This window comes from Paeniglutamicibacter antarcticus (assembly GCF_039544305.1).
GTDB lineage: Bacteria > Actinomycetota > Actinomycetes > Actinomycetales > Micrococcaceae > Paeniglutamicibacter > Paeniglutamicibacter antarcticus_C.
The window spans coordinates 47,771-60,368 of record NZ_BAABLK010000033.1; the positions used below are offsets into that span (position 1 = coordinate 47,771).

Annotated in this window: 11 protein-coding genes; 8 read left to right on the plus strand and 3 right to left on the minus strand. The window is 62.1% G+C overall.

The genetic code is table 11. From position 1 onward, the window contains the following. Positions 1-191 precede the first annotated feature (191 nt). Genes ABEA12_RS11055 through ABEA12_RS11075 form a run of 5 tightly spaced genes read left to right on the plus strand, consistent with a single transcriptional unit; the run spans position 192 to position 6,054 of the window. Positions 192-1,748, plus strand: a complete 1,557-nt coding sequence (locus ABEA12_RS11055) for an ABC transporter ATP-binding protein (protein WP_210101757.1) — start codon at positions 192-194, stop codon at positions 1,746-1,748. After that, positions 1,745-2,998, plus strand: coding sequence for an ABC transporter permease (locus tag ABEA12_RS11060; protein ID WP_210101756.1), 1,254 nt, complete (start codon positions 1,745-1,747; stop codon positions 2,996-2,998). Before ABEA12_RS11055 ends, ABEA12_RS11060 begins: the two co-directional genes overlap by 4 nt. Continuing rightward, complete coding sequence (locus ABEA12_RS11065; RefSeq protein ID WP_210101755.1) at positions 2,995-4,278, plus strand: ABC transporter permease; 1,284 nt, start codon at positions 2,995-2,997, stop codon at positions 4,276-4,278. Before ABEA12_RS11060 ends, ABEA12_RS11065 begins: the two co-directional genes overlap by 4 nt. Before the next feature lie 12 nt (positions 4,279-4,290). Beyond that, complete coding sequence (locus tag ABEA12_RS11070) at positions 4,291-4,707, plus strand: cytidine deaminase (RefSeq protein ID WP_210101754.1); 417 nt, start codon at positions 4,291-4,293, stop codon at positions 4,705-4,707. A 33-nt stretch (positions 4,708-4,740) separates the two neighbouring features. Then, a complete protein-coding gene (locus ABEA12_RS11075; RefSeq protein WP_210101753.1) occupies positions 4,741-6,054 on the plus strand; it encodes a thymidine phosphorylase in 1,314 nt (437 codons plus the stop codon). A gap of 339 nt (positions 6,055-6,393) precedes the next feature. Here the strand turns inward: ABEA12_RS11075 and ABEA12_RS11080 are convergent, their stop codons facing one another. The 3 genes from ABEA12_RS11080 to ABEA12_RS11090 all read right to left on the minus strand — a co-directional run bounded on the left by ABEA12_RS11080 (position 6,394) and on the right by ABEA12_RS11090 (position 9,592). After that, positions 6,394-7,434 carry a tyrosine-type recombinase/integrase gene (locus ABEA12_RS11080; protein WP_210101752.1) on the minus strand — a complete coding sequence of 347 codons (1,041 nt, stop codon included), beginning with the start codon at positions 7,432-7,434 and terminating at the stop codon, positions 6,394-6,396. Next, entirely contained in the window at positions 7,431-8,321 is an 891-nt protein-coding gene (locus tag ABEA12_RS11085) for a tyrosine-type recombinase/integrase (RefSeq protein ID WP_345468166.1), read from the minus strand. Before ABEA12_RS11085 ends, ABEA12_RS11080 begins: the two co-directional genes overlap by 4 nt. A gap of 68 nt (positions 8,322-8,389) precedes the next feature. Continuing rightward, a complete protein-coding gene (locus tag ABEA12_RS11090) occupies positions 8,390-9,592 on the minus strand; it encodes a tyrosine-type recombinase/integrase (protein WP_210101750.1) in 1,203 nt (400 codons plus the stop codon). Positions 9,593-9,754: 162 nt separating this feature from the next. On the opposite strand from ABEA12_RS11090, the gene ABEA12_RS11095 reads away from it, so the two are divergent. The 3 genes from ABEA12_RS11095 (at position 9,755) to ABEA12_RS11105 (ending at position 12,528) form a co-directional block, all read left to right on the plus strand. Further along, the gene (locus tag ABEA12_RS11095) at positions 9,755-10,453 is read left to right on the plus strand and encodes a DedA family protein (RefSeq protein WP_345468170.1); all 699 of its coding nucleotides are present in this window, start codon (positions 9,755-9,757) and stop codon (positions 10,451-10,453) included. Positions 10,454-10,551: 98 nt separating this feature from the next. Further along, positions 10,552-11,751, plus strand: a complete 1,200-nt coding sequence (locus ABEA12_RS11100; protein WP_210102651.1) for an adenosine deaminase — start codon at positions 10,552-10,554, stop codon at positions 11,749-11,751. A gap of 81 nt (positions 11,752-11,832) precedes the next feature. Continuing rightward, entirely contained in the window at positions 11,833-12,528 is a 696-nt protein-coding gene (locus tag ABEA12_RS11105; protein ID WP_210101748.1) for a MazG nucleotide pyrophosphohydrolase domain-containing protein, read from the plus strand. Positions 12,529-12,598: the final 70 nt, after the last annotated feature.

Below are 12,598 nucleotides of genomic sequence, written 5' to 3' on the forward strand. Positions count from 1 at the left end.
TGCACCTATTGACCCAGCACCATCCGGCGCACTGCCGGCCCCTAACGCCGGCTCCCTCCAGGAGTAGGCGTTCGGGGCCGGCAGCGCGCCTTTGGCCTGCATAGTCTGAAGGAACATACCGTTAGGGACACGGCGATGGCAGGACCCACTAGGTCCGCCATCGGTATCTGATAACCAAGAATGGTGGTGTCGTGAAACTCGAACTCCAAGGAATCTCGAAGGCGTTTGGATCGTTTTACGCCAACGAGAACATCGACCTCGTCGTCGAAGAGGGGCAGATCCACTGCCTGCTCGGCGAAAACGGGGCAGGCAAGTCAACGCTGATGAACGTCCTGTACGGCCTTTACGAGCCAACGGCCGGACGCATCCTGGTCGATGACAAGCCGGTTTCCTTCCGCGGTCCCGGCGATGCAATGGCAGCGGGCATCGGCATGGTGCACCAGCACTTCATGCTGATTCCGGTCTTCACCGTTGCGGAGAACGTCGCCTTGGGCGCCGAGGCCACCAAGGCCGGGGATTTCCTGGACCTGGAGGTCACCCGGAAGAAGATCCGCGAGATTTCCGACAAGTACGGGTTCGACGTTGACCCCGACGCTTTGGTCGAGGACCTTCCGGTGGGTGTGCAGCAGCGCGTGGAAATCATCAAGGCATTGGTGCGCAACGCAGAGGTACTGATCCTCGACGAGCCCACCGCAGTGCTGACACCCCAAGAAACCGACGAGCTGCTGGACATCATGCGCCAGCTGCGCAGCAATGGCACCTCCATCGTCTTCATCTCCCACAAGCTGCGCGAGGTCAAGGCCGTCTCCGACGTGATCACGGTGATTCGCCGCGGCCGCGTCGTGGGAGACGCCCCGCCAAGTGCCGAAACCACCGAACTGGCCTCCATGATGGTGGGCCGCGAGGTGAAGCTCACCATGGACAAGACGCCGGCGGACACCGGCGAGGTCGCGTTCACCGTCAAGAACCTCACCGTCACCTCCACCACCGGCCAACGCGTGATTGATGACCTGAGCTTCGAGATCCGCCGCGGAGAGATCCTTGCCATTGCCGGTGTCCAAGGCAACGGGCAAACCGAACTCACCGAGGCGATCCTGGGTATCCAGGACCGCGTCACCGGATCCATTACGCTCGAGGGCAAGGAACTGCTGGGCCGCAGCGTCAAGCAGGTGCTGGGTTCAGGCATCGGCTTCGTGCCCGAGGACCGTACATCGGACGGACTGGTCGCGGACTTCACCATTGCCGAGAACCTCATCCTTGACCTGTACGACAAGCCCCCCTTTGCCAAGGGCATCTCGATGCGCCCCGCAGAGATCAGGAAGAACGCCGAACAACGGGTCGCCGAGTTCGACGTGCGCACCCCCTCGGCCCAAAACCTCGCCTCCTCGCTTTCCGGCGGCAACCAGCAAAAGGTGGTGATGGCGCGCGAGCTTTCCCGCCCGCTGCGCCTGTTCATCGCCTCCCAGCCCACCCGCGGGGTGGATGTGGGCTCCATCGAGTTCCTGCACCGCCGCATCGTGACCGAACGCGACGAAGGCACCCCGGTCATGATCGTGTCCACCGAGCTGGACGAGGTTCTCCAGCTCGCGGACCGTATTGCCGTGCTCTACAAGGGCCGGCTCATAGGCATCGTGGATGCCAGCACCCCGCGTGATGTCCTGGGCCTGATGATGGCCGGCGTTTCGCCCGAGGAAGCCGATGACGCACATAAGGATTCCCCCGACGACATAGAAGGAGACTTCGCGTGAGCCAGAGCGAACTTTCCCCCGGCGCTCCGCCGCCGCTTCACACCAACACCATCCAAGACGGCCAACAAAGCGTCTGGGTGAAGGTCACGCAGGGCCCCGGGCTCGTCTCGGTGCTTGCGGTGTTCGTTGCCTTGGTGCTCGGCGGCTTCTTGATAGCCGCGACCGACGCCAAGGTCGCGGAGACCGCCGGCTACCTCTTCTCAAGGCCTTCGGACTTCTTCGGCGCCCTGTGGGCCGCGGGGACCGACTCCTACGTCTCGCTCTTCCAAGGCTCGATCTACAACTCGAACCAGGGCTTCGCCCCGTTCCTGGAGACCCTCACGGTTTCCACCCCGCTGATCTGCGCAGGCCTGGGCGTTGCCCTGGCCTTCCGCGCGGGCCTGTTCAACATCGGTGCCCAGGGCCAGATCATCATCGGCGCCATCATGGCCGCCTATGCCGGTTTCGCCTGGCACCTGCCCATCGGGATCCACCTGCTGCTGGTGGTCCTCATGGGCGTGGTCGGCGGCGCCATCTGGGGCGGGCTGGTGGGCTTGCTCAAGGCCAGGACCGGGGCCCATGAAGTGATCCTGACGATCATGTTCAACTACGTGGCCCTGTACTTCCTTGACTTCCTGCTCAACACCACGGCGTTCCAGCGCCCGGGGGAGACCAATCCGATCTCCCCGATCCTCGATGCCAACGCGGTGTTCCCGGCGCTGCCGGGTTCGCGCCTGCACCTGGGATTCGTCATGGCGATCCTGTTGACGGTCCTGGTTGCCTGGATCCTGAAGCGTTCCACCATCGGATTCGAGTTCCGTGCCGTGGGCATCAACCCCGCCGCCGCACGCACCGCCGGGGTGAACGTGGCCCGCTCCACCATCCTGGTCATGGCCATCGCCGGTGCCTTGGCCGGCGCCGCCGGTGTTGCCCAGGTGGCGGGCACCGAAAAGGTGCTCACTGCCGGTATTGCCGCCTCGCTGGGTTTTGACGCCATCACCGTTGCCCTGCTGGGTCGGTCCACCCCTTGGGGCACGTTCTTCGCCGGCCTGCTCTTCGGGGCATTCCGCGCCGGTGCGGTGACCATGCAGATCTCCACGGGAACCCCGATCGACATCGTGTTGGTTGTCCAGTCGCTGATTGTCCTGTTCATCGCAGCACCACCGCTGGTGCGAGCCATGTTCGGGCTCAACAGGAAACCCAAGAACAAGCCCCCCAAGCACGCGGCACCCGTGCCCGCTGCACCTGCCAGCCAAGGAGGTGGCGCATGAGCGCGCCGGCCCCAACCCTGCCCACCAAGATGCGCCCGCTTGCTCCGGTGAGCTTCAAAACCCCGATCATGCTCTCGGTGGTTGGCCTGCTGTCACTGGTGTTCTTCGGATTCGCCGGCTCTGACCAGAGCGCAACCTTCGGAATCTCCACCGGCGGGGACGTCTTCATGCTGCCCGATTTGGTCATGCCCGGCATTGCTACCGGTATCGTACTCGGCCTTGGCATGTGCGTCTTGGCCGGATACTCGATCTTCATGGCCCGCGAGCGCCGCCCGACACCGGGCTGGGTGCCGATGGTCTTTGCCGCGCTGTTCATCTTCTCCTTCCTCGTCTGGGTCGTCTCCGGGGCCCGCACCCCGCAGATCTCCCTGGCCGGGTTGATCGCCGGATCGGTGACCCTGGCGGTCCCGCTGGTTTTCGGCTCGCTTTCCGGTGTGCTGTGCGAGCGGGCGGGCGTTGTAAACATCGCCATCGAGGGCCAGCTGCTCGGCGGTGCCTTCAGCGCCGCGATCATCGCCTCGGTCACCGGCAACCCGATGCTCGGCCTGCTGGCAGCCGCCGCGGCCGGCGCCCTGGTCTCTGTCGTGCTGGCGATCTTCACCATCAAATACGTGGTCAACCAGATCATTGTCGGCGTTGTCCTCAACGTACTGGTCTCCGGTATCACCGGGTTCCTGTTCACCACCGTGATGCAGGAGGACCCGGAGCTTTACAACTCACCGGGCCGCCTACCGGTCATCGACATCCCGGGTCTCTCTGCCATCCCGATCATCGGCCCGATCCTCTTCCGTCAGTCCATCGTGGGCTACCTGATGTACATTGCGGTTGCCGCGGTGTGGATCGGTCTGTTCAAGACCCGCTGGGGCCTGCGCGTGCGCGCCGTCGGCGAGCACCCCTTGGCAGCGGACACCCTGGGCATCAAGGTCAACGCCACGCGTTTCACCAACGTGGTCATGGGAGGCGCGATAGCCGGGATCGGCGGTTCCTTCTTCACCTTGGTCGCCATCGACTCCTTCACCAAGGAGATCTCCGGCGGGCGTGGCTTCATCGCGCTGGCCGCGGTGATCTTTGGTCGATGGAACCCGATCGGTGCGTTCTTCGCCGCACTGCTCTTTGGCTTTGCGGACAACCTGCAGTCGATCCTAACCATCATCGGTACCCCGGTGCCCAGCCAGTTCATGGCGATGCTGCCCTATGTGGTCACGATCTTCGCCGTGGCCGGGCTGGTCGGCAAATCCAGGGCTCCGGCGGCCGTCGGCGAACCCTATGTCAAGGGTTAGCGGGAGCATGCCATGAGCGAAGCCGCCAATACCCTTCCCGTGGTCGGCGAAGCCGAGTGGGAAGCACTCCGGCTCGCAGCCGTCGCGGCCATGAACCGTGCCTACGCGCCGTACTCGAGCTTCAAGGTCGGGGCCGCAGCCATGACCGAGGACGGCCGGACCATCTCCGGCTGCAACGTCGAAAACGCCGCCTACGGTGTCACCCTGTGCGCCGAATGCAACATGATCGGCGAGCTCTTTGCCACCGGCGGCGGCAAGCTCCACGCGTTCTACTGCGTGGACGCACGAGGTGCAGCGCTGATGCCCTGCGGGCGATGCCGCCAGCTGCTTTCCGAGCACCGCGGGTCAAGGATGGCGCTGATGACACCCAACGGAATACAAACCATGGAACAGGTGCTGCCCGACGCGTTCGGGCCGCACAACCTCTAGGTCCGGGAATGATCCGGCACGAATGGAGCATTGATGAGCACCGAGAACTTTGACGCAGTGGACATCATCAGCATCAAGCGCGACCGCGGCACGCTTAGCGCGGAGCAGATCGACTGGACCATCGACGCATACACCCGTGGGGTCATCGCCGAGGAACAGATGGCGGCACTGAACATGGCGATCCTGCTCAACGGGATGGACCGAGCGGAGATCTCCCGCTGGACCACTGCCATGATCAATTCCGGGCAACGCATGGACTTCTCAACCCTGCGCACCCCCGCAGGGTTGGCGATGGCAACCATCGACAAGCACTCCACCGGCGGGGTAGGGGATAAGATCACGCTGCCCCTGGCCCCACTGGTCGCGGCGTTCGGGGTTGCCGTCCCGCAGCTCTCGGGCCGGGGCCTGGGGCACACCGGCGGCACCCTGGACAAGCTCGAGGCCATCAAAGGGTGGCGTGCGGATCTGTCCAACGCGGCCATGATGCGCCAGCTTTCCGAAGTCGGTGCGGTGATCTGCGCCGCCGGTGCCGGGCTGGCACCGGCGGACAAGAAGCTCTACGCACTGCGTGATGTCACCGGCACCGTCGAAGCGATCCCGCTGATCGCCTCCTCGATCATGAGCAAGAAGATCGCCGAGGGCACCGGGGCGCTGGTGCTCGATGTCAAGGTCGGCTCCGGCGCCTTCATGAAGTCGATCCAGGATGCCCGCGAACTGGCCAACACTATGGTGAACCTGGGTACCGATGCAGGGGTGCACACCGTCGCGCTGCTGACCAACATGGACACCCCGCTGGGCCTGACCGCCGGCAACGCCATCGAGGTGGAAGAATCCATCGAGGTGTTGGCCGGGGGAGGGCCCGCCGATGTGGTGGAGCTGACCGTGGCCCTGGCCACCGAGATGCTCGCCGGGGCAGGGATCCACGACGTTGATGTCGCCGCGGCGCTGAAGGACGGGCGGGCGATGGACAAATGGCGTGCCATGATCGCCGCCCAAGGCGGGGACAACGGCGCAGCGCTCCCGGTGGCCAAGGAATCGGAAACGATCTACGCGCAGGCCGACGGCGTCATCACTTCCCTTGACGCGATGGATGTCGGAGTGGCTGCCTGGCGCCTGGGCGCCGGACGTGCCCGCCGCCAGGATCCGGTTCAGGCAGGGGCCGGGGTGCGTCTGCACGCCAAGCCCGGGGACGTGGTGCGCCGTGGGCAGCCCCTTGCCACGATGCTCACCGACACCCCGGAACGCTTCGCCAGGGCCCGGGAATCCTTGCAACGCGCGGCAAGCATTGCGCCGGCGGGCAACAGGCCCGACATGGTGCTGATCCACGAGAGGATCTCCGCCTCCTAGGGGATTTGCCCGGGCAACGTACATCAACCGGTGGCCGTCCGTTCCCCGCCGGCCCGGCCCGTGGATGCCGTTTGGGTGCGGTCCATCTTTCCACCCGTGGAACGATGCCCAACACGGGTTTGTGCGGGAGAATGGGAAGTACGCGGAACGCGTTCCCCCCGGGCACGCCGTGCCCGGGGGGAACGCGGCGTTGGGCACCGAAGAGTGAAAGCCGGTTTCGCTGTTAAGCCGAATTCGGCTTAACAGCGATTATGCCGCGGAAAACGTTAAGCCGAGTTTGGGAGGTCGCCCCTTACCGTTCAGGGGTTTGGAACCCATTCCTCGGCTTAACATTTTTGGTTATTTCAGTGAATAGAGCAGTTGAATCTTGTCTTCGCTGAGCATTTCGGTGGTTGCGTCGCTGATTGCAGGTGTGGCGGCGTTCATGGCTTCTCGCATCATGTCGAGGGTCGCAAAGGCGTAGAACGCCGAGGTGGTGCTCATGCTTTCGTGCCCGAGCAGCTGCATGATCAGTGGAAGCGGGATGCCTTGCTTGTAAAGGTCCATGGCTTTGGTCTTCCGCAGCATGTGGCAGTGAAGGTTCCCTGGAATTGAGGAACATTGTTCACGGCCGAGTGTTCCAGCTTTCTTGAGCACGGCGGCAACCGTATCGCTGGAAAGCGCAATCGCTTGTCCACGGTGCCAGCTATAAAACAGGGGGCACGTTGCGCGGTGGGCTGCGCTTCGCGCATGGAACTCATCCAGATAGACCCTGAGATGCTCAACTGTTTTCTCTCCCAAGGGCACGATACGGCTCTTGGCTCCCTTGCCGGTTAGGGTCAGGTGGGCTGGCCTTTCCAGCTTCAGATCATCAAGGGTGAGCCCCGTGATCTCACCGACGCGGGCACCGCTGTCATAGAGCAGGATCAGCAGCATACGGTTCCTGCGTGACTTCAAGTCCTTGCCATCGAAAGCGGCAAGGACTGCCGTTGTCTCGTTCTCCTGCAGGTATTCAATGGCTTTACGCGGTGGTGTCGGGGCCTTGATGTTTTTGGCTGCTTGATAAACCGCGACCAAGGTCAGGTCTTCGGCGGAAGCGAACCCAAGGAAGGCTTTGAGGGCGCTCAGGCGCAATCCGATGGTTGTGGGCTGGTATTCCTTGACCTGTCGCATCCATGCCAGCCAGGCCTTCAAGAATGGCCGTTCGAAGTGATCGAAGCTGATGTCTTGGCGGTGAACGTGTTGCTCAGTGACCAGGTAGTTGACGTAGTTTTCCAGGCTGATGCGGTAAGCCTCGATGCTGCGCGGCGCCAGTGCCCTCACGTGGGGCAGATAGTCGTGCAGGTAGTTCCGGGCGTAACCCCAGAAATTGGGTGTTGGTTCTTGCGGCGTGTGTTTCATTCGAATCCCACCTCGGGAATCATTCCTTGGCTTTCCTGCACGAGAGTTGCGTAGCCATCCATGAAGTCCGGTGATGTGTGAATGTAGTAAAAGGTGCTGTCCAGCGTCGCATGCCCCATATAACGCGAAAGATAGGGCATCATTGCGTTGATGTCTCGGCCTTCGGCCATCCACCGTTCGATGTTCGCGTAGGCGAAGTGATGGCGGAAAGAATATGGATGAGGTAGCTTGCCGCCGAGGGATAACGGCAAACCTGCTTGGTTCCAGATCCTGTTGAACATGACCCCGGGAGTGGACAGCGCTACCGGTGCGGCGGTCGAAGAGACAAAGAACGCGGAACGGTGTTGCCCGAATTGCTGACGGGAGATCTTGTCACAATCGGCAAGGACCGCGATGATCTGATCGTTCAGTGGCAATCGCCGGCTCCGGTTGCCCTTGGACCACAACACGTTGATGAACCCTGCGGTGAGGTCGACATCCTGGGGTTGAAGTCTTCGGGTTTCGCAGGTCCGTAGCCCGCACGAATGCATCAGCCCAAAGAATGCGACGGACTGCCACCGCCACGGAGACGTTGTCTGAAGATCCGTAGCGGATCCGAAGAATGCATCGACTTCTTTGCTGCTCAACAAGTAGGGCTGAGAGCGGTAGAACTCGCTTTTCCAGGATTCAGCAAGCACATAGGCGTCGGGGTTTTCGTGGGTACGCATCCAACGGCCGAAGTCCCTGATGTATGACATCCACGAGGGGCTGGACCCTGGTTGTGATGACTTCTTGAAGCGCACCCAACCTTCGATGGCTTGCTGGTCAAAGGACCGCACGTTATGTTCCGTGCAGTAGGCATCAAAGCTGCGCAGGTAGTAGATTCGTGATGCGCCAGCGCAACCCATGCTTTCCTTGAACGCAAGAAACAGCCACAGTTCCCGTGCAAACACACTGGTGAATTCAAATTTTCCCATCACAAGCCAGCTCCCGGCAACGGAAGAATGCAAGAGCGTAGCTGTTCAGTGTCCACGCTCAAATACACATTTGTTGAATCAGTGTGAGCATGGCCCAAGATCGCTGAAATCGTTGGCAAAGCGGCGCCCGCCTGCAACAACTTGGACGCTGCGTTGTAGCGAAGAGACCGCGTACCAACCTTCATATCTTTCATTCCCGAGGCATGGAAGACCTTGTTAACGATCACGTAAATCGCTGCATGATCACTCAAGGCAACGTGTGGGGCCTTGAGCCTCAAAAACACTTCATGGGCATCGGAAGTGGGCCGATCCTCAAGCACATACTGCGCAAGCTTGGCCAGGACCAATGGTGCTAGCGGTAGCGTCAACGGGTTGCCCGTCTTTTGCTGCACCAGCCCAATCGTGCCTTCCCGCCAATGAATGTCTTTCAACTGCAGGCTACGGATATCGCATGCGCGCAGGCCCGTGCTCAGGCAGAGCAGGGTAATCGCTGCATTTCGTGCCGTGACTGAACCGTGTTGGCAAGCGTCAACAACTTGCCGTTCAACTCCGGAATCGATCATGGGAATGATGTCATGGTGTCGTTTTGTGCGGGCCAAAGCCAGCGCATCAAGCAGGTCTGTACGCTGCGTGAATTTCAGGAATGGGCGGAAGCTTGATACCGCCGACCACATGTTTGAGGCAGCCCACCTGTCACGAAGGGATTCAAGAAAGCCCAGGACGCTGGCCCCGTCGGCAGCATCCCATGAGGAAACTCTGCCAGCTTCCAAAAACCTCAAGTACTCGCAAGCTAACCCACCCAAACATGTTTGTGTTGAACGTGCCAATCCGCGTTGTTCCATGTCTTGAGACCACGAATCCAACAGGTCGGCGAATTCCGGGCTGTTGGGAAATTCCTTCTGCAATCCACGGGGCCGCATGGACAGGTCCACGGTGCCGGTGAGTACGTAGGAGTCGAGCAAGCACACCAGCCGGCCATAATCGAAACGACGCTGGGCACTGTATTTGCCGGTCCGGGGGCTGACGGTCATTGAGGCGAACTTCTTGCCCAAGGCGCGTGTGTATTGGCCATCTTGTTCTTCTGCCAGGACCCCGAGCCACTTGATGGACTTGCGGTACTGGTTGATTGTCGACTGCATGTAGTCGGCGTCTTTCAATGCGGTCACGATGATATCGCCGAGGGCCGCAACTGTCGCATCCATTGTCTTGTCCTTCCACTGGGAACATGGATACAAGACACGTTAAGCCAAAATATTAAGCCGAGGAATGGGTTCCAAACCCCTGAACGGTAAGGGGCGACTTCCCAAACCCGGCTTAACGTTTTCCGCGGCATAATCGCTGTGGAGCTGATAAACGAAGCCATCGTGCACGCTGCGAACGCGTGGTGGATCTTGCCTATCGTCTGCCTCTTTTGCTTTGTCGACGGGTTTCTTCCGCTGCTGCCTTCCGAGACACTGTTGGTGGCCCTGGCCGTGGTGGCCGCCGGAACCGGGGTACCAAACCTCTACCTGTTGATACTCGCCGGTGCCGCGGGGGCCATCGCCGGGGACCAGATCGCCTACAGGCTCGGTCGGCGCATCGGGACCGAGCGTTTCGCTTGGATGCGCAGGGAACGGACCCGACGGCTCTTCGACTTTGCCGGCCGCGAACTGAACGTGCGCGGGGCGATGCTCATTTTCACGGCACGTTACGTTCCCATCGGGCGGGTCGTGGTGAACCTCAGCTCGGGGGCCACGGGCTTTTCCTACAGGCGCTTCACCCTGTTGGACATCGCCGGATCCCTGACCTGGGCCAGTTACTCGGTGGCGATAGGAGTGGCTGCCGGGGCATGGTTCCATGAGAACAAGCTGCTGGGAATCGCCATCTCGGTCTGCCTGGCCATCGTCATGGGCTACCTCATTGACAAGGTGTCCCACGCGGTGCTGGTGCGCCTGGGGCGCAGGGGCACCAATCAACCGGACCCGTTTGCCACCGATCCGGCGGCCATGGTGGGGCTCCGGCGCACGGTGCGTGTTCCAGCCGTAGCCCAGGAGGGCGGCGTAACGCCGACGGGTGGCAGCTGAACAGCGCCGGTGCGTTGGGTGAACAATTGCTTCGAAACCACGGCCACCGGCTGTTGCAACCGGACACGCACCGTTAGGCTGGGCGGGTGACTGACGAGATGATCCACATTGCCTATGACCCATCCTTCGACTTCCGGGCGCTGCCCAAGGTTTCGCTGCACGACCACCTCGATGGGGGATTGCGCCCGCAAACCATCATTGAGCTGGCCGCCGAAGCGAACCACAAGTTGCCGACAACCGACCCCGAGGAACTGGGCGCATGGTTCCGGGCCTCGGCCGACTCCGGTTCCCTCGAACGCTACCTTGAAACCTTTGACCACACCATCGCCGTGATGCAGACCCGCGAGGCACTGATCCGCGTAGCCAGCGAGTTCGTCGAGGACCTCGTGGACGACGGCGTGGTCTACGGCGAGGTGCGCTGGGCACCGGAGCAACACCTGCGTGAGGGATTGTCCCTGGATGACGCCGTGGAGGCGGTCCAGGAGGGACTTGAGGAAGCCAGCAACAGGCTGACCGAGGCCGGGACCCCGATCCAGGTCGGCCAGCTGGTCACCGCCATGCGCCACACGGACCGCGGCACGGAGATCGCCGCCCTCGCCCTGCGCCACCGCAGCCGAGGCGTCGTCGGTTTCGACATTGCCGGTGCGGAGGTCGGCTTCCCGCCCTCGCGCATGAAAGAGGCCTTCGACCTGCTGGCCGAGAACTTCTTCCCCACCACCATCCACGCAGGAGAGGCAGCTGGCCTCGATTCCATCCGGGATGCTTTGATCACCGGCCGCGCCCAGCGCCTCGGCCATGGCGTGCGCATTGCCGAGGACATCGAAATCCAGTTCGGCGGACTCGACGACGACGGCGAGGAAGTCAGCGAGGACACCGGCCTGGTCAACCTGGGACCGATGGCCAACTGGGTCCGTGACCGCGGCATCGCCCTGGAAATCTGCCCGTCATCGAACCTGCAGACCGGAGCCACCGCCGAATTCGGCGAAGGCATCGAATCCCACCCGGTCGATCTGTTGGTGCAGACCGGTTTCAACGTCACCATCTCACCGGATAACCGGTTGATGAGCGGCACCACCCTCTCGGACGAGTTCGAACTGCTCGTCGAGGCCTTCGACTACGACCTCGAGGACATCCTGGACCTCACGCTGAACGCGGCCGAGGCCGCGTTCCTTCCGCTGGAGGAACGCGAAGCCCTGGTCGATTTCATCAACGAGGCCTATGAGCAGCTTGCCGATGAACAAAACGATGGCGGAGATTTCGAATTCGAGTCCTTCGACGACGACGACGACGAAGACTAAGCGGTTTCAGCCCTTGTGCCCGTGGACCGGTCCAACCCGGTCCACGGACCGTTTGGTCCGCCAAGACAGGAAGAAGCATCAGTGAGTGAGCCGGTCAACAGGCTTGTCGAGATCATTGCCCAGCTGCGCGAGCACTGCGCGTGGACGGCAGCCTTGAGCCATGAATCCCTGGTGCAGTATCTCCTGGAGGAGTCCTACGAACTCACCGAGGCCATCGAAACACACGCCCCGGATGCCGAGCTGGGAGGCGAACTCGGAGACATCCTGTTGCAGGTGGTGCTGCACGCGGCCATCGGGGCCGAACGCCACGGATTCGACCTTGACTCGATCGCGGAGGGCCTGGGCGCAAAAATGATCCGGCGCAACACCCACGTCTTTTATGCCGACGGCACCCTCAAGGAAAGCTTCCCGGATTCCATCGCCGAGATCATCGAGTCCTGGGACAGGGCCAAACGCGCGGAGAAGCCGCTAAATGAATCCGCTGCAGCGGGCATGCCCAACAACCTGCCGGCCCTTTTGTATGCGCAAACCTTTCTTTCCCGCACCGAGCGCCACGCGGCGATCTCAGGAGGCGGCGAAACGCCCGACACCGCTCTTTCGCCATCGGGGAATGAACCGGTCGGCGGCGATCCGCTGTGCGACCAGAACCGGTGGGACGAGCGGGAGCTGGGGGAGCAACTGCTTGCCCTGTGCCGGATCGCCCAGGCACGGGGCCTGGACGCCGAAAGGGCCCTGCGCCTGGTGGTGGCCCAACGCGTTGCGCAAGCCTCCGCATAGTCGCGGCGAAACAACTTCGTGAACTTGATGTGCCCCAAGCTAGGCTAGGGAGCAGGCAACGGCGCCTGCA